This is a genomic window from Pontibacillus sp. ALD_SL1 (assembly GCF_017355605.1).
The window spans coordinates 1340369-1364218 of the sequence record NZ_CP062974.1 but is presented as its reverse complement, the minus strand read 5'-3'; the positions used below and the strand labels follow the sequence as shown (position 1 = coordinate 1364218).

Here is a 23850-nt window from a genome sequence, read left to right as displayed (position 1 = left end):
TTCTATTGATCTAGCATTGGAATGTGTATACCTTTATCTCTTGCCGTTTGTTTAGCCAGGGCGTATCCAGCGTCTGCATGCCTTGCTATGCCCATGCCAGGGTCTGTAGTTAACACCCGTTCTAATCTTGCTTCTGCGTCTTTCGTTCCATCAGCAACAATGACCATACCTGCGTGGATGGAATACCCCATTCCTACGCCACCACCATGATGAACGGATACCCAGCTGGCGCCCCCTACGCTATTGATCATCGCATTTAAAATTGGCCAATCTGCTACAGCATCACTGCCATCTTTCATCCCTTCTGTTTCCCTGTTAGGGGAAGCTACAGATCCTGAATCTAAATGATCTCGACCTATCACAATCGGGGCTTTTAGTTCTCCATTCCTAACCATATCGTTAATGATTTTGCCAAATCGAGCTCGTTCGCCGTATCCAAGCCAACAAATCCTTGATGGCAAGCCTTGAAACTGAATCTTCTCCCGGGCCATTTTAATCCAATTACACAAGTGTTTATTGTCACTGAACTCTCGTAAAATCACTTCATCTGTTTTATAAATATCTTCAGGATCCCCAGATAATGCCACCCACCTGAAAGGACCTTTCCCTTCACAAAATTGGGGACGAATATAAGCAGGAACAAAGCCAGGGAAGTCAAAGGCATTCTCTACACCCTCCTCTTTTGCCACTTGCCTAATGTTGTTTCCATAATCGAATGTTATGGCTCCCTTTTGCTGCATCTGAAGCATTGCTCTCACATGTTTCGCCATCGCTTTCTTAGAAGCCGCCATGTATGTCTTTGGATTCTCCTTACGCCAGGAGTTTGCTTTTTCAAGGGATGTATGTTCTGGTACGTATCCATTTAACGGATCATGAGCCGATGTTTGATCCGTGAGAACATCTGGTATAAATGAACGGTCAAGCATAGTAGGTAGGATTTCACATGCATTACCTAGCAAGCCAATGGAAAGGGCTTCCCCTTTATTTTTGGCATCCTGCGCTAGTTGAATTGCTTCATCCAATGTTTCAACCATTGTATCGACATAACCTGTATCAAGGCGTTTTTGAATTCTTGAGCGATCCACTTCAATGGCAATACAGACACCACCGTTCAGCGTCACAGCCAAAGGTTGGGCACCCCCCATACCACCAAGACCTGCTGTCACCGTAATGGATCCTTTCAAGGATCCACCGAAATGTTGCTTAGCCGCTTCAGCGAACGTTTCATACGTCCCCTGCACAATGCCCTGACTCCCAATATAGATCCAACTGCCAGCTGTCATTTGGCCATACATCATGAGCCCCTTTTGGTCTAGTTCATGAAAATGGTCCCAATTTGCCCAGGCTGGCACTAGGTTAGAATTCGCAAGCAAAACGCGAGGCGCGTCTTTATGGGACGTAAAGACGGCCACTGGTTTTCCTGATTGAATGAGCATCGTTTCATCGTTCTCTAAGTTTTGAAGCGTTTTCACTATAGCGTTAAATGACTCTTGATTTCTGGCAGCCTTCCCAATCCCTCCGTACACCACGAGATCTTCCGGGCGCTCTGCTACTTCTGGGTCTAAATTGTTTAAGAGCATTCTTAGAGCCGCTTCTTGAATCCACCCTTTTGTATGAAGCGTTGATCCTGTTGGACTTTTGATGGGCTGATTTCCTTTTAATCGTTCCATTGTAATCATCCTTTTTTCACTTAATTTTCTGTCTAATTACACTATATCGAATGAAAAAGATCGTTAGAATGTCGAAAAAACATAAAAAAATACACATACATTAGGTGTATGTGCATCTCATTCGACCATCTCACCCAATCAATGATCGATTAATTGGATTATGATCTCAATTTTTGATTACGGTATGTACTAGGGCTCACCCCTGTTGCTTCTTTGAATTTCCGGCTAAAATGATTGGCCTGAGAAAACCCTACATGTTCAGCAATCTGCTGAATCGGTTCTTTTGAGGATTCTAACAAAACTTTTGCTTCCTTCATACGAATGCGTAACAAGATCTCTCGATAAGACCGCTCTTTTCGGTCCTTTATTAACGTACTGATATATGACGGATTACGATTCACCGATTGAGCCACTTCCACAAGCGATAAACTCGGGTTAGCAAAGTGTGTCTTCATATAACTAAGGCAACCCTCTACCACATCGTAATGATCAATCTCCTTTTCTTCTACCTCCTCCACAACCAAACTCATAAACAACAGCATATCTTGCACAATCTTATAGAGAAGACGGTGATGAAGAATGGATTCAAACACACCTTGATATCGCTCTTCTAATAGATCGTCCTCATCAAGATGATGAGTCTTCATATAACGCCTTACCTGAGCTAGTATGCTCGTTAGACGAGTTTTTAACAATCCAGGATCAGGATATGGAGGTGTAATATGAAGAAATGAACCATACATCCAATCTTTCATGCCTCTTTGATCCTTCTTCTTAAGCATATTTTCCCATTCGGCTTGCTCACTTGGACTAAGAAATGGATCTAAATATCGCCAATTTACTGGTTCTTCAAGAGCCATCACGTGACGAAATCCTTTATAAAAAAAGAGTTCAACTCCCTTCTTCACATCCTGATACTGGTGATAGATACTATTCTCGTTAAGCGCAGTTGCTGGTAAGGAAATCCCAATGGAGCCTTCCGAGCTATCATGCCAATCCCTTAAAAAACGCCTGGCTTCATCGATAACAAGATTCCGATCCGAGGAAGGGTAAAGGCAGATGATTCGATCGCTTAGTGGCAATACCGTAACCGGATACTGAAAAGGGTAGGATTGGAGCGAGTGGTGTAGAGGCTTTAGAACACGTGAATACTCAGGTTGTACTAAGAAAAGGCTTAGATTTTCGTTCAAAGCAGGGGAATCTTTTACAAAGAGAGCATGATAAAGAAAGTGATGATCGTCAAGCTTTTCAACACTTGATTCTTTCGAACGTTGAGACTCTATATCTACTAAACTTTTCTTTAGTATACTCTGTAGTTGCATAGGCGATAAAGGTTTCATAAGTAGCTTCTCGACCTGAAGCTCGATCCCTTCCATCGCCCGTGCAAAAGTCGCTTCTGTTGTAGTAGCGACCACCTTCTTCACGTAGTCCGCAAGACGCCATTTTATATCACTAAACGAATTCTCGTTCATCATATCAAGTTCGAGTATGAGGACGTGCGGGCGTTCAGACTCTATTATACTTAAGGTTTCTTCTAATGTACTTGCTAGTAACACAGAAGAGAAGGGCAAAGAAGACGACGCGACTAGCCATCGTATTCCAAGTCTTTCGGTTTCATCTCGATCCGCAATTAACAGCTTCATCGACTTCCCTCCCTCTTATTTTTGTTTTTGAATGTGCCCTAAAATCTCGTTATATTGAAAAGACCATTTGGGATAAGTGCGAATAGACCTTGAGAATGCATGATCCACATATCCTTCTTTGCGCTTTACAACAGGAGATTCATATATGGTTCCAAACGGATCATTGTAATAGATTACAAGCTCGAGCTCATTAACATTTGAATCAGACATATCTTCTTGAAGCGGTATATCGAGATTTATTGTGAAAACGCCGGCCTTTGAAGTGATAAATTGCTTCGGAGCAGCTTTCTCTATGCGCTCTCTGCCCTCCCATTTTCCTAACAAATACACTACAGGCGCTACAGAATTTCCATAAGCATGGCATGTAACCTGTATATGTAGGTGGTTATCCCCCTCTTCAACCTCGTAATTTTCTACGATGATCACTGGTTTCCCATCTTTAACTGTCGCCATTTTCACTCGATAGTAAATATACCAAAATAGGATGATTATAAGCGAGACTACTAAGAGAAATAAAAACACATTCATTTGTATCGTCACTAGTTTCCTCCCTCCCCCTTTGACCTTAAGGTGTCATTAAAGCCCCACTCAAGGTGACAACATCTGTTTCAATAGATAAAAAGGTTTCGTCTTGAATCGATCCCAAATCACTCGTAGCTTCTCCTTTCTCTAAAGTGAATGGGAAACTTTGTCCGGATTGAACGAATGTACCTGAGATTGTTTCTCCCTCAACAGTTCCGTCAAATGTCATTGGCGTACCGGACAATGGCATTTGGAATTTAACCCCACTTCCATTTAACTCAATATTTTCTAAATCGAAGTCTTCAATTTGTTGCTTAGGTATATCAATTGTTCCATTTAGTTTTTCATCCTTTTTAAATTCGACAATAATTTGAAGTGCTCCATCCGGAACTTCAATCTCACCATTCCATGTACCTACTACCTCTTCTGCTTTAACGGTCCCCTCATTACTCTCAGGTGTTAATTCTTCTTTTTTGTCCTCATCAGAACAAGCCACCAGAATAACGAGCATTACCCCTAATGCCATAACAAAAAACTTTTTCAACATGGTTCTCCTCTCCCTTCTTCTATTCAATTTACTATTATTTAATCTCCATAAATTCTCTTAATAAGTGATTCATCATCTCGGGACATTCAATAAAACTCCAGTGCCCACATTCATCTAATCGGATCACCTGAGCTTTGGGAATAACGTTTTTCACTGTTTTCAAAACTTTCTCAGGTGAAAGAAGGTCATGACTTCCTTGGACAATCCGAATAGGAATCGATTGTAGTTCATGAGCAAATGGCCTAAGGTTGTAATGCTTTATGATATCTTTACCGATCTGTTCATTCGCCTGTTGATTAAAAGCCATCGATTTTTTTCTTTTTAAAGAAGCCCCCTCATAAACGTAATAAGGCTCAATTAAATCCATAACTTGATCTGAATTTCCCTTTCGCTCATGATAGAGAAACTTTAAACGATCCTGAACATTCATACGTCTGATTAACTGTTTAGGAAATTCCTTATATCCCCTGGCGTCTACACCAATTGCTGCTGTTAAGAATAGTTTCTTAACACGCGTGGGATACATGCTGGCGTATTGTAATGCGAGTATGGAGCCCCAGGACTCACCGACTAGCGTTACTTGTCCATATCCCCACACCTTGCGTAACGCTTCAAGCGTTTCTACTTCTTCTTTCATGCTGTATTCGTTATCAGAAGGGGCATCAGAACGACCACACCCTTTTTGATCATACAACAGAAGGTGATAGTCCTCAGCTAATGGTTCTATATGCGGAAGAAAGACTCTATGACTTGCACCTGGTCCTCCGTGCAAGAATACAATCGGCTCTCCTGAACCAAACTGTTTCGTATAAATATTACACCCTCGCACATGTTCAAATTGTTTTAACACTTCATGATTCACTCCTCATATTTCTGGTCATAAGCATGAAGCCACCCGACTGCAAAATCTACACCTTGCTTCATAGAGAATAGCTTCGACTCCGCTGACCCTATATACCCTTTAGTGACGGAAATATGCTCTTCTAAGCTATTACCAATTTCTTCGAACAACTCCTCACGAAAGACGATATCTTCATAGACTTCCCAAACCCGCTCCCCTTGAACCATAATGGGAGCACCTTTACGTACTTTGGTCTGATTAGGTATACGATACTCAGCCAGGTGAAAGGCTGTTGCTGTATCATACCCTGTTCCGATAAAGAGGATATGAGCGTCTTCATCATACAACTTTCCAAGTGGGGAACGTTCCCCTAAACCATTATGTAAAGAATGGTCTGAAAGAAAAGTATCCGCTCGATTTCCCCAAGCTATAAAAGATACAGCAGGATGATCACTTCGTTTCACACCAGGAAACGTTCGAAAGAGTTCTACTATCCCACCCATCCCTGACGTCGGAGTGATGACGGGGTCATAAGCAGGCATCGTATCTCTAATCTTTTGCCACCACTCTTCAGGTACCGGTGGATTTTCCCATTCAGATGGATCGGATAAATTAGGAGACTGAGATGGCATGACAATAGTGCCTTTATCGGTAACAACATCCATTAATGCTTGAACGACCGCTACCGCCCCACCATTTGTCCAACCGATTTCAGATAAGGACGAATGGACAAGAATCGTCATCCCCTCTTTAATTCCCATTTCAATCAAATTCTTCTTTATTGTCTCCCTTGTTCTTGGTTCTTTCGTGCGTTCAATAATGATTTGTTCCTTAGACATATCGCTTTCTCCTCTTTATTGAAATCTCCATTATTTTCTCACAATTCACTCATTTTAAAAAGAAGCTCTGTTAAAGTATTCTCTCAGTTTCGAGTATTTAATATTGCTACGCTTTTCTATCAGCGCTAAATAGGAAGATTCCCGTTATCTTCTTCCATAGAATATAGGACTGTTTACAAGCTATTGAAAAGGGTAAAACATTAGGAAAAGCCAAATATAAACACGTTTATAATAGGAGGTTAGCAACTTGATATTCCAAGGAACCAAACCATCAGATTTCTCGAAGAAATCACTTATTATTCTTTTAATAGGATTTGTCACGATTGGCATGGCCGTTTATTTATTTGCTGAATTAGCTGAGCAAGTTATTGCAGAAGAGAAGTTTGCCTTTGACCAAATGGTTACAGATTGGGTACGAGACATTCAAGCTCCATGGCTTGGCACAATGTTCGGCTGGATTACAGAACTCGGCTCTGTCATGCTACTTACTGTAGCATCTATCTTATTTGCTTTATTCATTTATTTCTTCACCAAAAAGAGTCGGTGGGTTATCGTTTATTTCGCTATCAATATGCTTGGCATTAGTCTACTTACGAAAGTCTTAAAACTTCTATTTGAAAGACAACGACCTGAAGTATTGCAGCAATATGACGGTACAGGGTTTAGCTTCCCAAGCGGACATACCACTGGATCTATGGTGTTCTACGGCTTCATGATCTATATGGTTTCAACTACAAAGTGGAAAAAGTCCATTCGTTATGTATTGAATACCATTTTAGGTCTATTAATCTTTCTAATCGGATTTAGCCGGGTATATCTTGGAGTCCATTTCCCAACAGATATACTAGCAGGATTCGCTTTCGGAATTTCCTGGCTGTTTGTTTGTATCTACGGATTAGAATTAACCCTTTGGCGTCAGAGGAGACGAAAAAAGAAAACATAAAAAAGACGACACTCTATTTCTTCTTAGAGTGTCGTTTTTTTCTATGAGCTTTGTTTTAAATCCCTAATCTCTGATTTAAGTTGATCTACGTCATACTTCTTCCCAACTGATTTCTTAATGATAAGTCCAAGAGAGACCATAACAAGTAGGATAATACCTAAAACAATTAGATTTTCTGTTTTTAAGGAAAGAAGACTTGAACCGAAGAAGCCAAACATCATTGAGCCTGGTATCGTTCCGACCAATGTAGCAAGCAAGAGCTTTAACAAGTTCACTTTCGTTTTCGCACAGAGGTAAGTGATAAAATCAAAATTTAGGCCTGGTATTAAACGAATAAATAGTACAGATTTAAAACCATGTTCCTCCAGGTCATTTTTTAATGCCTTCAGGTTCACTTGGCCTTCCTCTTTCATATGCAGTTCTTTAAAGAAATATTTCATAGCAATAAAAGATGTAAGAGCCCCAAATGTGGTGCCCAAAATAATATAGATAGTCCCATTAATAGAACCAAACATGATTCCACATGAGATCGCGATAATGGATAGCGGCACTAGTGTAAATGGGCGCACCGCAAAGATTAATAAAAAGATAAAAGGTGCCCAAAAGCCAAATTGATCTACCCAATCTTTAATTTGCTTCGGCTTAATTTGAAACACATAATGATTTAAAGCTACCATAACCCCTGCTGCAATAAGTACGATACTAATTTGAATTACAACGCTTTTCACTTTAGGATGCATAAGAATCGACCTTTCTTTTTATACGAGTTAATAAGGGCGTATAATTCTTATCCCCTAGTGAAATACATGTTAAACCGCTGCTACTCCCTCTTATCAAAGTTATAACGATACCTAGAGAGAGAAACTTTCCCGTTTTGAACCTGAACTCCTTCCTCTTCTAGTGTATCTCTTTGGGTAAAAGAAGCCTCTTCCCCTCCAACCACAATCTCACCTTTAACATTCACAACTCTATGCCATGGTAGATTTTCTTTATGACTCATGGAGTGGAGAATCCGAGCCACTTGGCGAGCAGCTCTTGGGTTTCCAGCTACTTTGGCAATTTGCCCGTAGCTCATGACTTGACCTTTTGGAATTGCTTTTATGATCTTAATAACTTCTTTAGTGAAAGGTTGCATGATACTCCCTCCTTTTTTATACCTCAGTCTAACTCAATTGATGCATCCTTTAAGTAAGATCCTTCAGTTAGACTGCTTTACTATTTTTTGATATGTAATTTTTAGTAAAGCCCAACTAATCCTCATTATAACTTAAAGAAAAGGCAGCTCTATAACGAGCTGCCTTTTCTTTCTAAGTGCTTATTTTGTCCCTTTTTTCCAACTTTCATCTATAAGCATCTTTCCTGGCCATGTGTAAGCTAGAAGGCCACCGTCAGCTGTAATATCCTCACCCGTTACGTAAGAAGCATCATCAGAAGCTAAGAAAAGGGCTACTGAAGCCATTTCACTTGGATCACCTAAGCGTCCCATAGGGGTAACCCACTTCTGTGCTTCGCGGAACTCTTGCCCTTCTTCTTCATTCTTAGAACCTGCTAATTTATCAACTAGAGGTGTTTCAATGGTTCCAGGCGATATTGAGTTTACGCGAATTCCTTCACGAGCATAGTCGATCGCCATGGCTCTGGTGAAGTTCGTAATACCCCCTTTAGCCGCATTATAACCAGAGCGGTCTAAATCAGCAGCTTGTCCTGACATTGAAGAAGTATTTATAATCGAACCTCCTTCCTCCAGCATAAGCGGAATCAGAAACTTACTCGCTAAGAAGGTCCCACGCAGATCTACATTTATAATTCGGTCAAATAGTTCCACCGGATATTCATGTACCTTTCCACCTTCTTGATCAACACCTGCATTGTTGAAAAGGATATCAATTTTTTTATACTTCTCTTCAACTTGTTTAGCGAATGTCTGGACACTTTCAACGTCTGAAACGTCTAAGTAATAAGCTTCAGCATCTCCTCCATTCTCTCGAATTTGCGTTACTGTTCTGTCCAGCCCATCCTGGTCCACATCAGCACAAATTACTGTAGCGCCTTCTTCTGAAAAGCGCTCAGCTGTCGCTTGACCAATTCCAGTTGCAGCGCCTGTGATCACAGCAATTTTATCTTGTAACCTAGCCACAATAAAACCTCCTGTTTATAATCTATTCTTCTATTCCTTATATTAATATTTTTAAAACTTTTTAATAATCTAGACGAGTGACATAATGACCTCTTTCAATAAAACCTTCCTTTAGAGGTTTTATTTGGTATAATAGAACTACATATATTCTGGAGGAGGCTTCTCAACCTTGTTCCAATCGTTTCAACGCAAAATGCTCTTAAACTATTTAATTGGCTCCTTCATCGCTGTTTTTGGCGTGGGGAGTATGTTTATATTTCATACATTAGACCTCACATCAGTAGAGATGAATTACTTACTATTTATAATGAGTGTTTCCGTCATCATCATGCTTTACAGCGAATTCTTACTTTATTACAAACACGTCTATCCCATTCGCAAGATTTTTACTAGCCGGCATAATACAACTCAGGCTGATTTACAACTCGCCTATAGAACAGCACATCGCTTTCCTTTATTAACCGTACAACGTATATTAGGTCCGCATTTACTCGGTTTTTCAATTCCTGTCTCTATTCTAGCTTTTGTTCTTATTAGCTTAGGAGTCCTGAATCTACCAATCTATTACATCGCATTAGCGTGGTGTGGTGCAATCCTCATCGCACTTATGCATGCAATGATTGAATTCTTTTTAACCTATCGCTCTATTCGTCCGATCATCCAATACATTACATCTGAGAGTATGAAGCGTTACGGTATGACTTTAAAGATCGACCCAAGGAATCAAGTTAGTATACGCGCGAAACTCTTAGCTAGCGCTGTTTTTACTGCGCTATTTCCCGTTCTTTTATTTATATTAGCTTCTCAAATTCGCCTTGTTGAAAATGAAGGCCAGATGCTTTCTAACTACTGGAGTTGGGCTTCAATCATTGTTGTAGTCGTTCTCATTGTTTCTTTATCTGGTGCGATCTTATTATTTAAAAATATCCAGCACCCTATTGTGGAACTAGAGGAACGCTTTGATTCAGTTTTTGAAGGGGATTTCCAATCAATGGATAACTTATACGATGACGAGTTCTCTCATCTGGTAAACGGGTTTAATCATATGGTTGAGGGCATAAAAGAACGCGATAAACAGAATGAACATCTAATTGAAAGTTTCTTTACGGTGTTTGCAGCTACTTTAGATGCAAGAGACCCTTATACAGCTGGACATTCTGAACGAGTAGCCGACTATTCAGTACGAATTGCAAAACGGGCCGGTTTTTCTGATGAAAGAATAGAGTTGTTGAGGAAATCAGCACTTCTCCACGACATTGGAAAGATCGGTGTTCGTGATTACGTTCTTCTAAAAGAAGGCAAGCTAACGGAGGAAGAATTCTCTAAGATCCAAGAACATCCGGTAATTGGCTATAGTATTTTAAAACAAGTCGGTTTGCCAGATGATCTTCTCCCTATTTTACCAGGCGTCAGGTCTCATCATGAACGTTATGATGGGAAAGGATATCCGGATCAATTAGCGGGTGAAGACATTCCTGTATTTGGACGGTTAATGGCTGTAGCTGATGCGTTTGACGCCATGACCTCGGATCGTCCGTACCGTACGGGAATGCCAATTGAAAAAGCGATGTCAATTATTGAGGAAGGCAGTGGAACTCAGTGGGATCCTTACTTTGCCTCTTTATTCTTAGAAGAGGTAAATTCTACTATGGCTCTTAATGAAATAGCGGCATCCAAAACCATTCATTCATAATCATTCACGAAGCTATAGAGATAAAGCATGGAATCCATAAAGGATTCCATGCTTTTTGTTTAATTAAAAAAACTGTTTAGAACTGCTATTTCTTTTGTTGATCATTTATTTGTTGCTGAGCCATCTTAACCAACTCTTGCACCATTTTACCACCCATATTACCCCCGACTTTTCCTGCTTCTTTAGAGGTTAAGTCTCCATTATATCCTTTATTTAACGTTACACCTTGTTCACGAGCTACTTCATATTTCGCTTCATTTGGATCATTTGATTTAGATAACTGAGCTTTTAATTGATCTAGACCTTGTCTTGCTTCAGGTACCAATAACTTATTACGACGAGCCATTTGTTAGCCCCCTTTCTTCCTTGGTATGCCTCTTTCACCTTAATCTATTCAAGTGAATGCTTACAACTTATGGCAGGGGGAATGAAGCACATATTATTCCCTTTTGAATGTAATACAGTAGGACCAATACAAAGGGGAATTAAGATATGTCAAACATGAAACTCATACCATTTCACCTGCAAGAATTATTAGAGCTACAAGACGAAGCTCCAAGAGGCATCGAGATGATTGGGGCTGACACATTGTGGCAAGAGGGAATCGAAGGGGAAGGTTCTGTTGTGGCCGTTATTGACTCTGGTTGCCAAATTGATCACCCTGATTTAGAGAATTCCATTATCGACTGGCATAATTTTACGAAGGGAAGCCGCAGAAATGTTACTGATGAAAACGGGCACGGAACACATGTAGCTGGAACGATTGCAGCTTCCTTGAATCGAAAAGGAGTTGCGGGTGTAGCTCCAAAATCAAAGTTACTGATCTTGAAAGCATTTGATGCTAACGGGGAAACATCTTATCAAACCATCATTCAAGCCATTCAGTACGCAACTAGATGGAGAGGACCAAGAGGTGAAAAGGTTCGAATTATTTCCATGTCTTTCGGTGGAAGCAGAGACTACTCTTTACTTCATAAAGCTATAAAGCGTGCAGTCGAACAAGATATTCTGATTGTGTGTGCTGCTGGTAATCAAGGCGATGGCAATGCCAGAACCTCAGAACAGATGTATCCAGGCTTTTATAAAGAAGTCGTGCAAGTAGGGGCTGTTGACTATGAGGGACAGATGGCCGATTTCACCAACACAAATGATGAAATTGATCTTGTGGCACCTGGTGTAGATATTATCTCCACCTATCCTAGAAATCAATATGCCAAACTCTCCGGCACTTCTATGGCCACACCACACGTAGCAGGCGCCGCAGCGCTTTTACTCGAAAAAGGAAATAAGGAATTTGAACGTACACTTACAGAACCAGAACTTTATGCTTTATTAGTGAAGCATACACGAGACCTAGGCCTCTCTAAAAGTATTGAAGGAAATGGGTTAATTGATTTACGTCAATAAGGAGGGCATTTCCCTCCTCTTTCAATGTTTGCGGGGTATGCTTTTGTTGATATAACTTGTTTTCTATTTCCCAGGCAATGTTTCGACAATATTTACGATATGGTACTAAAAATGGTCAATACATGCCCTTCTATATTTATATACTTTACACAGTCTCTGAAAATTTTATCCCCTTACCATTAAAAAGAGACAGCCCCCTGCCAAGAGCTGTCTCTTTTCTTATATTTAGGCTTTTTCTTTCGTCCAGTTAATAAGTCCACCCTTTAGCATCATATCAACTTGACGACTTGATAATGTGTGTCGTAATTGAACTTCTTGATTCTTATCTTTAAGTTTTGCAGTAATGGTTTCTCCATTCTTCATAGCTTCTCGCAATCCACTAAACTGAATGACATCTCCTTGCTCGATTTTCTCCGCTTCAGTACTTTCTGCAAATGTTAAAGGAAGTACCCCAAAGTTCACAAGATTTTGCCAATGGATGCGGGCAAAGTCTTGAACAATGGCTACTCGAAGACCTAGATAACGTGGAGCTAGAGCTGCGTGTTCCCGACTTGAACCTTGTCCATAGTTGTATCCTCCAACAATGGCATGACCACTTTGTTCTTTCGTGTCCATCGCTCGGTTGTAGTATGTGTCGTCTACAATTTCGAAAGTGAATTTACTGATCTCAGGAAGATTACTGCGGTACGGAAGAACGCGAGCACCACCAGCAAGAATTTCATCAGTCGAAATGTTATCTCCCATCTTCAGTAAGATCGGTAGCTCAAGCTGATCTGGTAACTCGTCCATCTCAGGAATAGAAGCAATATTTGGACCTTTCACAAGTTCTACCTTCTTCGCCTCATCTTCTGGCAATGGATACTCCAGTAAGCTTGTATCCACTGTAGGATGGGCTGGCTCTTCAACTTTAGGGTATTCTCCTAAGTCTCGTGGATCGACAATCTTTCCATACAATGCAGAAGCTGCTGCTGTTTCCGGTCCACAAAGGAACACACTGTCTTCTTTGGTACCAGAACGACCTGGGAAGTTACGCGGCGTTGTACGAAGGCTATTTCGTCCAGTCGCCGGTGCTTGTCCCATACCAATACATCCGTTACAACCTGCCTGGTGTAAACGGCCACCACTAGATAAAAGGCTTGCGATATGGTTATCTTTTACTAAGTCCTGAAGCATTTGACGAGAAGTTGGATTAAGATCAAACGATACGCCATTTGCAACGGACTTTCCTTTTACAATCTCTGCAGCTATAGCAAAATCACGGTATCCTGGATTAGCTGAGGAACCTATATAAGATTGATAGATTGGCTCTCCTGCAACTTCACGGACAGGGACCACGTTACCAGGGCTTGAAGGTTTAGCGATTAGAGGTTCAAGTTCTGACAAGTTAATCGTTTCGTGCACGTCATAGTCAGCGTCCTTGTCAGCCACAAGCTCAATCCAGTCTTCTTCCCGCTCTTGACGTTTTAAGTAATCTTTCACAACATCATCGGAAGGGAATACTGTGCCTGTCGCCCCTAGCTCTGCTCCCATGTTTGCAATAACGTGGCGATCCATAGCAGATAACTCTTTTAAACCTGGTCCATAGTATTCAATTACTTTTCCTACTCCGCCTTTTACATCATGGCGACGAAGCATCTCAAGAATAACGTCCTTTGCACCTACCCAGTCAGGAAGTTCTCCCTTTACATACACTCCCCAAACTTCAGGCATCTTAACGTAAAATGGTTCACCTGCTATGGCCATGGCTACGTCAATTCCGCCTGCTCCCATCGCAAGCATACCCATACAGCCATTCGCACAAGTGTGAGAATCTGAACCAAGTAGCGTTTGTCCTGGTTTTGCCAGGCGCTGCATGTGAACCGGGTGACTGACACCATTTCCAGGACGGCTGAAATGTAGCCCAAATCGCTGTGCTGCACTTTCTAAGAATAAGTGGTCATCCGGATTCTTACTATCTTCTTGAATTAAGTTATGATCCACATATTGTGCTGATGCTTCCGTCTTACGATAGTCAAGCCCCATCGCTTCAAGTTCAAGCATGACCATCGTTCCTGTAGCATCCTGGGTTAACGTTTGATCAATCTTTAGCCCGATCTCGTCACCAGGCTTCATTTCTCCCTTTACAAGATGATCCTGAATTAACTTCTGGGTTACATTGTATCCCATCATTGGCCTCCTTCATGTACTTGTCCCTTTTCTTCTCAATTTTCTATTTATTCTTTACCCTGTAATCGATACCATCAATCTATTGTTTACTGTAAAATTACAATTTTTGTACAATCGTGGTGTGCTTTATGTTGACCACAAAGAGGCAACAAAAAAAAAGACCCTTTAAGGGGTCTTCTATAAATTATGATTCTGCTGTTTGTCTCCCATTTACAACCTCATTGATTAGTGAATCCAAAAAATCAAACATGAAAGCCGGAGACTTGTTCTTAATCCTTTCTCCGATTTCAGTCACTTCAATCCCTTCAACTTGATCCACTTCCCTCAAAAAGCTACGCAGCCCATCAATAGTCGGAATACTTAAAGCATACTGTACGATGTCCTCCATCAACTGACTTCTGAATGCATGACGATCCAGATGGTCTCCTATGGATTGATAAAGAAGTTGAAGGTGCTCTAGCGTAAGAGACACCATCTTTTGATTCTCACCCTTTCCAATAGCAATCTGATAATCACCGTTAAAGGAAAAGGTTATATGTAATGAGTTATGTATGGAATCCGTGTAGTCTTCGAACACTCTAGTGAATGCCTCCAGCTGCATCTTTCCCACCTCTTCTTTCTTTATATATGAATCTTGATTGCTTTTGCTTTCTAACAGTCTAAGTCGTTCAGACAAGCACCAAAAAACTGCTTCCATCCGAAAGCAGCTTCTTAATTATTGTACCATTTTACTTTTTGACGTAATACTTCAAGTACAATTTCATCGAACAATGTCCACCAAACGTGCATTCCGCTACTCTCTGGATGGAGAGCTTGAAAGTACTTAGAACCTCGTATCAACACGATATTATTATGAGCTTTTGCTTTTTTCCAAAACTGCCATTCTTTCAGAATCCAAGACCATACTTCGTCCTCGTCTTGTTTCCAGTCGAACCGCATTAACTCATATAAGCCCTCCGCTTTCATCGGGTCCCAATTTTTCACTTTAGGTTCTTTTAATGCATCGTGTTTTTCAGCATAATTGACTAGCTCTTCATCAAACCGCGCACTTAACATTTGAATAAAAGAGATCCGCTCCACCTATGTCACCCTCTTTCGATGTCCCTGCTATTTGAAATCATTACCTCAACAGTACGTTCTCCCAAATAATATCCCTATTTTAACTGATAATAAAACCTATTACCAAAAAAAGCAACCCCCTTCAAAAAATCCCATTGTATCAATGCTCAAACGTTTATCACTTTAACGCACTAAACGGCGCCAGACACCCTTTAACGCATTAAAGTACTACACGGTGCCAGACACCCTTTAGTTCTTTACTACGCAAAAAACCTCTGGCTTTTGGCCAGAGGTTTTGGTTCTTTAAAATAGTGGTAAATTAGCTAAATTGTTTGTTGGATCGCCGTCTGGTTCGCTTCGCAGATGTTCTTCGCTGTCCTTGCCACGAATTAAATTCACATGCTCTAGCATGCCATCGCGAGCCATTTGTTGGGCTTCTTTATACCCAACTACCTGACCTGATGATAATTTCATCTCTACGATCGAACCCTGGTCATTTTTTCGGACTGCTACGATTTTCTCACTCATCTACATCGCCTCCTACACATAGTATGAGGCAATACGCACGACTTTATGAATCCTTTACAAATGGAGACTTCTCTTCGACTGGGATAAATTTTGTGAAGTACGCTCCTAACAGAATAAAAATAAGTGTAAGCACCCAGCTCACGATCCCGAGAGATTCCATATGAGCGGCAATCAAATTGACTACAGCCACCGCATACAAACTGATTGAGGTTAAGTAACTCTTAAATCCCCCAACCTTCCCATATTTCCTTTTGCGTCGAATAGCTCGAAAAATTGTAATAACAATACTTATGATAAGTGCGACCCATATTAAAGTTGTAATCATAACAACGCTCCATATAATCATAATTTCTTGCTCATTATATCATTGCACCTGTTCATTTTGCATGAAAAAGCCTCCCGTTTAAATGGGGAGGGCTATTTTCTCATTATAACGTAATTTGCTCCTGTGCGTATGACTGCATTTTAGCATAGGCATGGTTCTCTGCTTCAAACAGCGTACGATCCTTTACTTCTTTAATTTCACTCGATGCTTCATCTAGCTGAATCGTTGATGAATAAACATAAGTAGCATTTCCACGAAGTTTAATAACATAATCATCTCCATTTTTTAAAGCCGTGCAAATAACGAAACCGCCACGGTTAAAAACGAAGATTTCTTCATTCAATTGATTCATCTCTACAATGACCGTTGTAAGTGCAGAGGCAGACATTGCTGTTCCACATGCATTTGTTAGCCCAACACCGCGCTCGTAGGTGCGTACAAAAATTTTCTGATCACCAAGTGGTTGAACATAACTCACATTAACTCCATTTGGAAGAAGTTCTTTATCCTGATTGGCTACTTTTCCTAACCAAGAGAGATTTTCATCATGCACTTCAGGCACGACTGTTATTAGATGAGGATTGGGTACACTTAAAGCAGTAAATGTTAAATCTTTAGATAAAGTAGGGATTGGCTGCTCAATATGAATCTGATGCGATGACTGTAAAGGCAATGAAGATGTTTCAAAGGATACAGGCTCAATGTTTACTTCAAAGGAAGGAATGTCTTCATACATTTCCTCTCGCTTCACAACAGGTAAATTCGCTTCTGGAGTTTCAATCACAATTTCATCTTTCCCTAATTTCTCTGTCACGTAACGAGCTACACAACGCAGACCATTTCCACACATTTCAGCTTCTGATCCGTCCGGGTTAAACATACGCATTTGAGCTTCTGCTACATCACTATTTAACACAAAAAGGATGCCATCAGCGCCAACAATCCCTTCTCGATTGCATAACGCTTTGGCAATCTTTACCCGATCTTCTTCACCAAAGGAATAAGCTCCTGTCATTTCATCTATTAATACAAAATCATTATTTGACCCATGGCACTTCAAAATCTCAATATTCAATCCAAAACACTCCTTCACAGTTAACTACATTACCTCTCATTCTCCCCTTTTCTCAGCTAATTTTCAAGAGAAGCCACCTGAACTTTATCTAAACTTTACAGCACTAAAGGGTGTCTGACACCCACTCTTTCTCTAAAGCATTAAAGCGTGCCTGGCACGCGTTGCTTCTTTACAGCGCTAAAGCGATTGGTATTTCATTCGTAGTTAGGGTGTGATACAATGGAAGTGTTTTCATAGTTTTCGAGATTATGTATAAGGAGGTCATGTCGGTGGTAGGAGTAATTGTTATCTGCCTTATCATCATGATCGCTGTATTAGCCCTTACAATGGCCACGATCTCAGCTGGCTATAATCATACAGAAACCGTAGATCCGTTACCAGACAATCCTTATGAGGACCACAGTAATCATGACACGACTCATAAAACTGCTGAATAACGCTTCGCCTCCTTTATAGTAAGAAGGCGATTTTTTAATCTTCACTAACATTTCCCTCTAAGATTCGTAATTCAGGAATGAAACACTAAGGTTTAGGGAAAACCACCCAAAAAAGGAGGAATCCCTATGCCCTGGCATAATTCACTTGCAAGCGATCTTCAATGGTCAAGCGAGATTTCAAATAAGGATGCAAAGCAACAAGTAGCCAATAGAATGGCTGAACGTGTAAAAGACGGTGACGTCATCGGCGTAGGATCAGGATCAACAGCTTTTTTAGCTATTCAATCCATTGCGCGAAAGATTAAAGACCAACAATTGTCTGTCCAAGCGATCCCCACTTCACACGAAGTCGCCTTAACATGTAGTATTCTCGGTATACCTACCACTTCTCTTGCATCCGCCAAACCTGACTGGGCTTTTGATGGAGCAGATGAAGTCGACCCTATCCATCACCTTATAAAGGGACGCGGTGGTGCCATGTTTCATGAGAAGCTTGTAATCGCAAGCAGCAGCGAAACCTACATCCTTGTTGATGAGTCTAAATTCGTTGACGTATTAGGCTCAAAACACCCCGTTCCACTTGAGGTGGACTCAAGAGCCATCCATTTAGTTGAATCTCGTTTAGAGGAACTCCCTGTAGAATCCGTCTCCCTAAGAATGGCCAAATCAAAAGATGGCCCTGTTCTAACAGAAGCCGGCAACGTCATTTTAGATGTTCACTTCACTACCATCGCACCTGACTTAGAGTCCACTCTCAAAAAGCTACCGGGGGTAATCGAGTCAGGCCTATTTCAACAATACAAAGTCAACATTTTATCCTGACGAAAAAAGCGCTTTGCTCTGAAACGGGCAAAGCGCTTTTCACTATTCAATCTCAATCTTTTTACCTCTTCTTTTTGGAAAAGATACTCCTAAGATACCGTCTTGATGTTTAGCTTTCATATCACGGACAATAATATTATCCGGAAGTGAGATATTCCTTTCAAAATGGGTTTGTGAACGCCTGAAATAGCCCGTTGTTGATTCAGAAATGGATTCATTATGATCTACTGCAATGCGCAAACTTTGGTCATACAGTTCAATATCAATATTTTCTTTCGCTACACCAGGAAGCTCTACCCACACTGTAAATCTTGACTTCGTATCGTCTATCTTTACCCCAGACCCACCTTGAAACGATTCTGTAAAGAAATCATCAATCGCATCTAAAAAAGAACGGTTGGGGTTAATCTGAAACAGCTCATCGAACATACTCTTTCCGCGAGCTGGTTTATTCGATTGACCCATAACTAAACTCCTCCCTGCAAAGCTCTATGCTTCAGCCTATGCACAAGAAAGAAAAGTGACTAGACACTTGCCCAAGAATCCCACAAAAAAAGAGCACCTTATCAAGATGCCCTCCTAAACGTATATCTCTATTTTTCTTCAGCCGCTTCCTCAACAGCTTTTTCTAATTCTTCAAAAGTGCCACCTTCGAAAATCTCTCCATCTACAACAAGTGTTGGCGTTGATGTAACACCTAGATCAGAAACGATCTCCTTATCTGATGATAAAGCTTCTTCACCAGCCCCATCTTCATAGGCCGACATAACCGATTCAACTTTTGAGTCATCTTCCACAACTGTGCTTAAAGCATCTTTAAGGTATTCATTAGTGAAAGTACCTGCTTCTTGAACCCTCTCACTCATAAGGTGTTCATGAAACTTAAAAAATGTGTCGTTGCCTAATTCTTGATAGACAACTTCAGCAAATTTTGCTGCTTTATCAGAGTCACCAATAAAAGCGTGGTTAACTAAGTAAAGTTTAGCTTTCCCTGTATCCACTAACTTCTGTTTAATTTCCGGAATGGCTGCTTCCTGATAATCATGGCAGTGCGGACATAAATAGTCATAAAACTCAATCATCGTTACAGGAGCATCTTCTTCGCCAATGTATGGTTGATTTTCATAAGAGATGGATTCTGCGCTATTATCTGACATTTGTCGATCGATGAATACTATAAGAACGACCGCTACTATGACAATTCCGATCATCCAATAAATCCAAGCGTTGCTGCTTTTTTGTTTTGTCTTCGCCATGTTTCCTCACCCTTCTTGGTTTCACGATTCTATTGAATATGTATTTTTTAATTCTACACTCGAGGCTATTATAGGAACACTTTTCTCTAAGAGTCAAGATATCATACTTCTGGGGATTGTGAGAAAGCGAGCAGCACTCGAATCCCCGCTACCTTTTCAACAATTGTGTGACACTTCATCCCATGAATAATGCGCCATATAAAAGCGATCCTGCAATCACGAAAGCCGGGTGGACTTTCACCCTCTCAAGTAACACGTAACTAAGAGCGATTAAAAGAATCGTATGAAAGGTTCCTCCCCCTTCAAAGGATGTAACGAAAAAGCGAAAAGCAATGACTCCAAGCAATACAGCAATCGTTGGACGCACATAAAGAGTCATACGTTTTACTTTTGGAGAATCTTTGTATTTGTACAATAAGCCAAGCAAGGCAATCATTAAGATGAGCGACGGGGCCACAGCTGCAAACACTCCTACAGTGGCTCCTATAACACCACCTACCTCAAAGCCAATATACCCTGCCATCTTTGTCGCAATTGGACCTGGCAACGCATTCCCCATCGCCAGTACCTCACTAAACTCATTGACGGTTAACCATCCATAGCGGCCGACAACTTCGTTTTCAACAAGAGGAATCGACGCCGGGCCACCACCATAACCGAGAATTCCAGGAATAAAGAAGGCTAAAAAGATCTCCCAGTAGATCATTGCGCATCCCCCGCTTTCTTATCTTTCTTAAAGATCGCTACTAGGAGGAGTGCTGCAATAATAATTCCAGGATGAACACCTGCTGCTTCCATTAGGAGTCCAGTCACAACAGCCATTACAAGCGTCACAGTCCAACCAAGACCACTTTTTGATTTCTTTAAAAACTGCCACGTTAACACCGCTAACATGACACCAACAACCGGCACAACGGCCTCTGTCATTCCCTGCACCCAAGCTTGGTCCTTTATAGAAGAGATGGATGTTAACAAAACAATCATAAGAACAATCGTTGGTACCATCACAGCTAAAGTAGCGTTTAGCATCCCACGAACGCCTTGAACCCGGTAGCCAATGTAACCTGCTAACTTTGTTGCAACAGGCCCTGGAAGGGTGTTCGCCAGTGCTAAGAGATCCGAGAACTCATCCTCATTCATCCAATTATACTTATCAACCACTTCCTTATGCACAAGCGGAATCGACGCCGGTCCACCGCCATAACCTAAAATACCTACTCGAAAAAATGCCAGAAATAGATGCACTGCTTTCATAGTTAGTTCCTTTCTATACTTAATCTTTCTAGTCTTTAAAATGAGATAACTTTTCCGTTAACGTTTGTGGAGTGTAAGGTGGGGGACTGCGAGACTCCCGCGGGACAAGGAGCCTAGGGGAGACCCCACAGAGAGCGATAGCGAACGAGGAGGCTCCCCAGCTCCCCGCAGGAAAGCGAGTGGTCCCCCAGCAAGTCCGAGCGCCTTTTGCCGTAACGGACTATGCTAAATTTATCTCAGCTTCTGCTTCCAGTCTTCCACATAACCCTCCATATATGGAAGACTTAAAAAACAAAAGAAGAGGCACAAGGATGCCCCTTCACTAGTTTACCAGGCTGCGATCGTTCCGTCAGTTCTTGCTTCTGTTCCACCTTGCAGGACGCCGGTGTCTGGGTTCCGCCATATAATCTGCCCACGTCCAAATCCACCGCCATCTAGTGCGACCTTAATGTGGTGCCCTTTACGCGCCAGTATTTGAGCAATGGCATTCGGGAATTGAGGTTCTACCATAACCGTCTTGCCTTCCATCCACTGCCAACGCGGTGCATCTAAAGCTGCTTGAGGATTGAGGTGGAAGTCAATTGTATTCATGACGACTTGAAGGTGTCCTTGAGGCTGCATAAAGCCACCCATTACACCAAATGGTCCAACCGGCTCATCTCCTTTTGTGAGGAAACCTGGGATAATGGTGTGATACGTTCGCTTTCCACCTTTTAAGGCATTATCGTGTTCAGGATCCATGGAAAAGTTATGTCCTCTGTTTTGAAGGGCAATCCCTGTCCCTGGTACAACTAAACCAGATCCAAAGCCCATGTAGTTACTCTGAATGAAGGATACCATATTGCCTTCGTTGTCCGCTGTTGCTAGATACACCGTTCCCCCTTTTGGAGGAGTTCCAGATTCTGGGGTGATCGCTTCCTCACCTATCAGCTTTCGTCGTTCATCCGCATACGCTTTTGATAATAAATCTTCAACGGAAACTGACATTTCTTTCTCTTCTGTAACGTACTTCTGAGTATCTACGAATGCAAGCTTCATGGCCTCTATCATTTTATGATACGTCTCAGCAGATTCTTTTTCTCTAAAATCATAATCTTCGAGTGTACGAAGCGCCATAAGTGCAGCTAACCCCTGCCCATTCGGCGGGATCTCCCAAACGTCATATCCTTTGTAATGGACCTTAATCGGCTGTACCCACTCTGGTGAGAACGCTTCTAAGTCCTCTTTTCTTAAGAACCCATCATGCTCTTTTGAAAATTGATCGATTTTATCAGCTATTTCCCCGTGATAAAAACTTTCTGCTTCTGTCTCTGCGATCGATCGAAGCGTTTCAGCATGTCCTTTAGACTTCCACACCTCACCAATCTCAGGAGCTTTCCCGTCAGGAGCAAAAGTATCAAACCAATATGTAAATTCTTCATCTGTTAACGTTTCTTTAAATTTCTTATACGCGCCTTGCCAAAACTTCCCGAGAACCGGAGAGATTGGAAAGCCTTCTTCTGCGTATTCAATTGCTGGTTGAATGACCTCTTTAAAAGGCAATTTCCCGAAGCGCTTTGAAAGCTCCGCCCAACCTGCAGGCACACCTGGAACTGTTACAGGAATAAAGCCAAAAGCAGGGATTTCTTCGTACCCCTTCTCTTTAACAGCATCAATGGATAGACTCTTAGGGGCTGGTCCGCTCGCATTTAGTCCATGTAGTTCCCCTTTCGTCCATACAAGGGCAAACGCATCTCCACCAATTCCATTTGATGTCGGTTCAACCACCGTCAAACACGCCGCTGTAGCGATTGCTGCGTCAATGGCGTTACCACCTTGTTTCATAATATCTAGTCCAGCTTGCGCTGCTAAAGGCTGTGACGTAGCTACCATTCCGTTTTGAGCGAATGTCGTCATTCGTTGTGATCCATATGGATAATGATTATAATCTGTACTCATTGTAAACCCCACCTATCCCCATTCTAGTAAACATTCTATTTCTCATTATAAAGACTCTTCTGACAATTTTCTATATATTTGGACATATTATTTAGATAAACGAAATAATGAATATCTACAATTGTGTTAAGAATCTGCTTTGGTGCACATGTCCTTCAAAATTCGAATATACTATAAATAGCACCGACAAAACTTAATTTGAGGTGAAAAGATTATGGAATACTCCACCTTTTACAACCAATCTAAGCAACACATGACTGCAGAAGACGTTCTTCAATCTATCGAATCCTTTATCGCACAAGACCCCGCCAATCAGTATCGCTTGTCCATAGGTACAGACTCCCACGTACACAAAAGCCACACCCGCTTCATCACAGCGATTCATATCCACCGAATCGGTAAAGGAGCCTGGGGAGCTCTAAGGAATCACACCGTCTCCAGAAAAATCATGAGTTTAAAAGAAAAAATATCTATTGAAACATGGCTAAGTCAAGAAATCGCCTTTCACTTTACACCTGAATACTTAGCAGGTCTCGGACAAATCTTAGCCCCCTATGAGAAGGAGGGCGCTGCTCTTCAATTTGAAATTCATCTCGACATTGGGACAAAAGGCCGTAGTAAAGAGCTCATCAAAGACATGACGGAACGCATCGATGCGATGGGGATTAATGTTAAAATTAAACCAGATGCCTATGCCGCTTCAAGTTACGCCAATCGGTATACAAAATAACCCTACCTTTCTAGTAAA

At 41.3% G+C, this 23850-nt stretch carries 27 protein-coding genes; 6 read left to right on the top strand and 21 right to left on the bottom strand.

The genetic code is table 11. The annotated features are described in order from the left end of the window. Nucleotides 1-2: 2 nt before the first annotated feature. The 6 genes from hutU to IMZ31_RS06845 form a co-directional block, all read right to left on the bottom strand. On the bottom strand, nt 3-1670 hold the full coding sequence (gene hutU / locus IMZ31_RS06870; RefSeq protein ID WP_371825487.1) for a urocanate hydratase: 1668 nt from the start codon (nt 1668-1670) through the stop codon (nt 3-5). A 158-nt stretch (nt 1671-1828) separates the two neighbouring features. Then, on the bottom strand, nt 1829-3313 hold the full coding sequence (locus tag IMZ31_RS06865; protein ID WP_207529815.1) for a helix-turn-helix domain-containing protein: 1485 nt from the start codon (nt 3311-3313) through the stop codon (nt 1829-1831). 15 nt (nt 3314-3328) lie between these two features. Further along, entirely contained in the window at nt 3329-3853 is a 525-nt protein-coding gene (locus IMZ31_RS06860) for a hypothetical protein (RefSeq protein ID WP_207529814.1), read from the bottom strand. A 25-nt stretch (nt 3854-3878) separates the two neighbouring features. Beyond that, nucleotides 3879-4382 carry a hypothetical protein gene (locus tag IMZ31_RS06855; RefSeq protein ID WP_207529813.1) on the bottom strand — a complete coding sequence of 168 codons (504 nt, stop codon included), beginning with the start codon at nt 4380-4382 and terminating at the stop codon, nt 3879-3881. A 34-nt stretch (nt 4383-4416) separates the two neighbouring features. Next, complete coding sequence (locus tag IMZ31_RS06850; protein WP_207529812.1) at nt 4417-5232, bottom strand: alpha/beta fold hydrolase; 816 nt, start codon at nt 5230-5232, stop codon at nt 4417-4419. Nucleotides 5233-5240: 8 nt separating this feature from the next. Then, the gene (locus tag IMZ31_RS06845; protein ID WP_207529811.1) at nt 5241-6062 is read right to left on the bottom strand and encodes an AAC(3) family N-acetyltransferase; all 822 of its coding nucleotides are present in this window, start codon (nt 6060-6062) and stop codon (nt 5241-5243) included. A 247-nt stretch (nt 6063-6309) separates the two neighbouring features. Here IMZ31_RS06845 and IMZ31_RS06840 point away from each other — a divergent pair, with 247 nt between their 5' ends. Next, entirely contained in the window at nt 6310-7005 is a 696-nt protein-coding gene (locus IMZ31_RS06840) for a phosphatase PAP2 family protein (protein ID WP_207529810.1), read from the top strand. Nucleotides 7006-7046: 41 nt separating this feature from the next. Here IMZ31_RS06840 and IMZ31_RS06835 read toward each other — a convergent pair whose 3' ends face one another. From IMZ31_RS06835 to IMZ31_RS06825, 3 genes are all read right to left on the bottom strand, one after another. Beyond that, nucleotides 7047-7745 carry a TVP38/TMEM64 family protein gene (locus IMZ31_RS06835; RefSeq protein ID WP_207529809.1) on the bottom strand — a complete coding sequence of 233 codons (699 nt, stop codon included), beginning with the start codon at nt 7743-7745 and terminating at the stop codon, nt 7047-7049. A gap of 80 nt (nt 7746-7825) precedes the next feature. Further along, nucleotides 7826-8140 (bottom strand): MGMT family protein, encoded by a 315-nt coding sequence (locus IMZ31_RS06830; RefSeq protein ID WP_207529808.1) that lies wholly within the window; start codon nt 8138-8140, stop codon nt 7826-7828. 180 nt (nt 8141-8320) lie between these two features. After that, on the bottom strand, nt 8321-9142 hold the full coding sequence (locus tag IMZ31_RS06825) for an SDR family oxidoreductase (protein ID WP_207529807.1): 822 nt from the start codon (nt 9140-9142) through the stop codon (nt 8321-8323). A 169-nt stretch (nt 9143-9311) separates the two neighbouring features. On the opposite strand from IMZ31_RS06825, the gene IMZ31_RS06820 reads away from it, so the two are divergent. Next, nucleotides 9312-10835, top strand: coding sequence for an HD domain-containing phosphohydrolase (locus IMZ31_RS06820; protein WP_371825486.1), 1524 nt, complete (start codon nt 9312-9314; stop codon nt 10833-10835). 85 nt (nt 10836-10920) lie between these two features. Here IMZ31_RS06820 and IMZ31_RS06815 read toward each other — a convergent pair whose 3' ends face one another. Next, on the bottom strand, nt 10921-11181 hold the full coding sequence (locus tag IMZ31_RS06815) for an alpha/beta-type small acid-soluble spore protein (protein WP_207529806.1): 261 nt from the start codon (nt 11179-11181) through the stop codon (nt 10921-10923). 146 nt (nt 11182-11327) lie between these two features. On the opposite strand from IMZ31_RS06815, the gene IMZ31_RS06810 reads away from it, so the two are divergent. Further along, nucleotides 11328-12242 carry a S8 family peptidase gene (locus IMZ31_RS06810; RefSeq protein WP_207529805.1) on the top strand — a complete coding sequence of 305 codons (915 nt, stop codon included), beginning with the start codon at nt 11328-11330 and terminating at the stop codon, nt 12240-12242. Nucleotides 12243-12467: 225 nt separating this feature from the next. Here the strand turns inward: IMZ31_RS06810 and IMZ31_RS06805 are convergent, their stop codons facing one another. The 6 genes from IMZ31_RS06805 to dapF all read right to left on the bottom strand — a co-directional run bounded on the left by IMZ31_RS06805 (nt 12468) and on the right by dapF (nt 17395). Next, on the bottom strand, nt 12468-14408 hold the full coding sequence (locus tag IMZ31_RS06805; RefSeq protein ID WP_207529804.1) for an aconitate hydratase: 1941 nt from the start codon (nt 14406-14408) through the stop codon (nt 12468-12470). Between the two features lie 184 nt (nt 14409-14592). After that, nucleotides 14593-15009: a hypothetical protein gene (locus tag IMZ31_RS06800; RefSeq protein WP_207529803.1), complete on the bottom strand. Its 417-nt coding sequence runs from the start codon at nt 15007-15009 to the stop codon at nt 14593-14595. Nucleotides 15010-15119: 110 nt separating this feature from the next. Then, entirely contained in the window at nt 15120-15488 is a 369-nt protein-coding gene (locus IMZ31_RS06795) for a hypothetical protein (protein ID WP_207529802.1), read from the bottom strand. 282 nt (nt 15489-15770) lie between these two features. Then, entirely contained in the window at nt 15771-15995 is a 225-nt protein-coding gene (locus IMZ31_RS06790; RefSeq protein ID WP_207529801.1) for a DUF3892 domain-containing protein, read from the bottom strand. Nucleotides 15996-16038: 43 nt separating this feature from the next. Continuing rightward, entirely contained in the window at nt 16039-16320 is a 282-nt protein-coding gene (locus tag IMZ31_RS06785; RefSeq protein WP_207529800.1) for a hypothetical protein, read from the bottom strand. A 103-nt stretch (nt 16321-16423) separates the two neighbouring features. Then, entirely contained in the window at nt 16424-17395 is a 972-nt protein-coding gene (gene dapF / locus IMZ31_RS06780; protein WP_207529799.1) for a diaminopimelate epimerase, read from the bottom strand. Nucleotides 17396-17664: 269 nt separating this feature from the next. On the opposite strand from dapF, the gene ytzI reads away from it, so the two are divergent. Both ytzI and rpiA read left to right on the top strand, forming a co-directional pair. Beyond that, nucleotides 17665-17832, top strand: a complete 168-nt coding sequence (ytzI, locus tag IMZ31_RS06775) for a YtzI protein (RefSeq protein WP_207529798.1) — start codon at nt 17665-17667, stop codon at nt 17830-17832. Nucleotides 17833-17958: 126 nt separating this feature from the next. Further along, complete coding sequence (gene rpiA, locus IMZ31_RS06770) at nt 17959-18654, top strand: ribose 5-phosphate isomerase A (RefSeq protein ID WP_207529797.1); 696 nt, start codon at nt 17959-17961, stop codon at nt 18652-18654. Between the two features lie 42 nt (nt 18655-18696). Here the strand turns inward: rpiA and IMZ31_RS06765 are convergent, their stop codons facing one another. From IMZ31_RS06765 to ggt, 5 genes are all read right to left on the bottom strand, one after another. Further along, on the bottom strand, nt 18697-19119 hold the full coding sequence (locus IMZ31_RS06765; RefSeq protein WP_207529796.1) for an Hsp20/alpha crystallin family protein: 423 nt from the start codon (nt 19117-19119) through the stop codon (nt 18697-18699). Between the two features lie 128 nt (nt 19120-19247). After that, nucleotides 19248-19910 carry a DsbA family protein gene (locus IMZ31_RS06760; RefSeq protein WP_207529795.1) on the bottom strand — a complete coding sequence of 221 codons (663 nt, stop codon included), beginning with the start codon at nt 19908-19910 and terminating at the stop codon, nt 19248-19250. A gap of 175 nt (nt 19911-20085) precedes the next feature. Continuing rightward, on the bottom strand, nt 20086-20616 hold the full coding sequence (locus tag IMZ31_RS06755) for a chromate transporter (RefSeq protein WP_207529794.1): 531 nt from the start codon (nt 20614-20616) through the stop codon (nt 20086-20088). Further along, entirely contained in the window at nt 20613-21164 is a 552-nt protein-coding gene (locus tag IMZ31_RS06750; RefSeq protein ID WP_207529793.1) for a chromate transporter, read from the bottom strand. The genes IMZ31_RS06755 and IMZ31_RS06750 overlap by 4 nt, the downstream gene beginning before the upstream one ends. 327 nt (nt 21165-21491) lie before the next feature. After that, entirely contained in the window at nt 21492-23102 is a 1611-nt protein-coding gene (ggt, locus tag IMZ31_RS06745; RefSeq protein ID WP_207529792.1) for a gamma-glutamyltransferase, read from the bottom strand. Between the two features lie 214 nt (nt 23103-23316). Here ggt and IMZ31_RS06740 point away from each other — a divergent pair, with 214 nt between their 5' ends. Further along, nucleotides 23317-23832 (top strand): ribonuclease H-like YkuK family protein, encoded by a 516-nt coding sequence (locus IMZ31_RS06740; protein WP_207529791.1) that lies wholly within the window; start codon nt 23317-23319, stop codon nt 23830-23832. Nucleotides 23833-23850: the final 18 nt, after the last annotated feature.

Bases quoted from the DNA above. Each gene is read 5' to 3' on its own strand.
- IMZ31_RS06810 (WP_207529805.1), top strand. From the start codon at position 11,328: ATGTCAAACATGAAACTCATACCATTTCACCTGCAAGAATTATTAGAG.
- rpiA (WP_207529797.1), top strand. From the start codon at position 17,959: ATGCCCTGGCATAATTCACTTGCAAGCGATCTTCAATGGTCAAGCGAG.
- IMZ31_RS06755 (WP_207529794.1), bottom strand. From the start codon at position 20,616: ATGATCTACTGGGAGATCTTTTTAGCCTTCTTTATTCCTGGAATTCTC.
- IMZ31_RS06750 (WP_207529793.1), bottom strand. From the start codon at position 21,164: ATGAAAGCAGTGCATCTATTTCTGGCATTTTTTCGAGTAGGTATTTTA.
- IMZ31_RS06790 (WP_207529801.1), bottom strand. From the start codon at position 15,995: ATGAGTGAGAAAATCGTAGCAGTCCGAAAAAATGACCAGGGTTCGATC.
- IMZ31_RS06815 (WP_207529806.1), bottom strand. From the start codon at position 11,181: ATGGCTCGTCGTAATAAGTTATTGGTACCTGAAGCAAGACAAGGTCTA.
- IMZ31_RS06785 (WP_207529800.1), bottom strand. From the start codon at position 16,320: ATGATTACAACTTTAATATGGGTCGCACTTATCATAAGTATTGTTATT.
- IMZ31_RS06765 (WP_207529796.1), bottom strand. From the start codon at position 19,119: ATGGGTCAATCGAATAAACCAGCTCGCGGAAAGAGTATGTTCGATGAG.
- IMZ31_RS06855 (WP_207529813.1), bottom strand. From the start codon at position 4,382: ATGTTGAAAAAGTTTTTTGTTATGGCATTAGGGGTAATGCTCGTTATT.
- IMZ31_RS06760 (WP_207529795.1), bottom strand. From the start codon at position 19,910: ATGGCGAAGACAAAACAAAAAAGCAGCAACGCTTGGATTTATTGGATG.
- hutU (WP_371825487.1), bottom strand. From the start codon at position 1,670: ATGGAACGATTAAAAGGAAATCAGCCCATCAAAAGTCCAACAGGATCA.
- IMZ31_RS06740 (WP_207529791.1), top strand. From the start codon at position 23,317: ATGGAATACTCCACCTTTTACAACCAATCTAAGCAACACATGACTGCA.
- IMZ31_RS06865 (WP_207529815.1), bottom strand. From the start codon at position 3,313: ATGAAGCTGTTAATTGCGGATCGAGATGAAACCGAAAGACTTGGAATA.
- IMZ31_RS06835 (WP_207529809.1), bottom strand. From the start codon at position 7,745: ATGCATCCTAAAGTGAAAAGCGTTGTAATTCAAATTAGTATCGTACTT.
- IMZ31_RS06845 (WP_207529811.1), bottom strand. From the start codon at position 6,062: ATGTCTAAGGAACAAATCATTATTGAACGCACGAAAGAACCAAGAACA.
- IMZ31_RS06805 (WP_207529804.1), bottom strand. From the start codon at position 14,408: ATGGGATACAATGTAACCCAGAAGTTAATTCAGGATCATCTTGTAAAG.
- IMZ31_RS06830 (WP_207529808.1), bottom strand. From the start codon at position 8,140: ATGCAACCTTTCACTAAAGAAGTTATTAAGATCATAAAAGCAATTCCA.
- IMZ31_RS06800 (WP_207529803.1), bottom strand. From the start codon at position 15,009: ATGCAGCTGGAGGCATTCACTAGAGTGTTCGAAGACTACACGGATTCC.
- ggt (WP_207529792.1), bottom strand. From the start codon at position 23,102: ATGAGTACAGATTATAATCATTATCCATATGGATCACAACGAATGACG.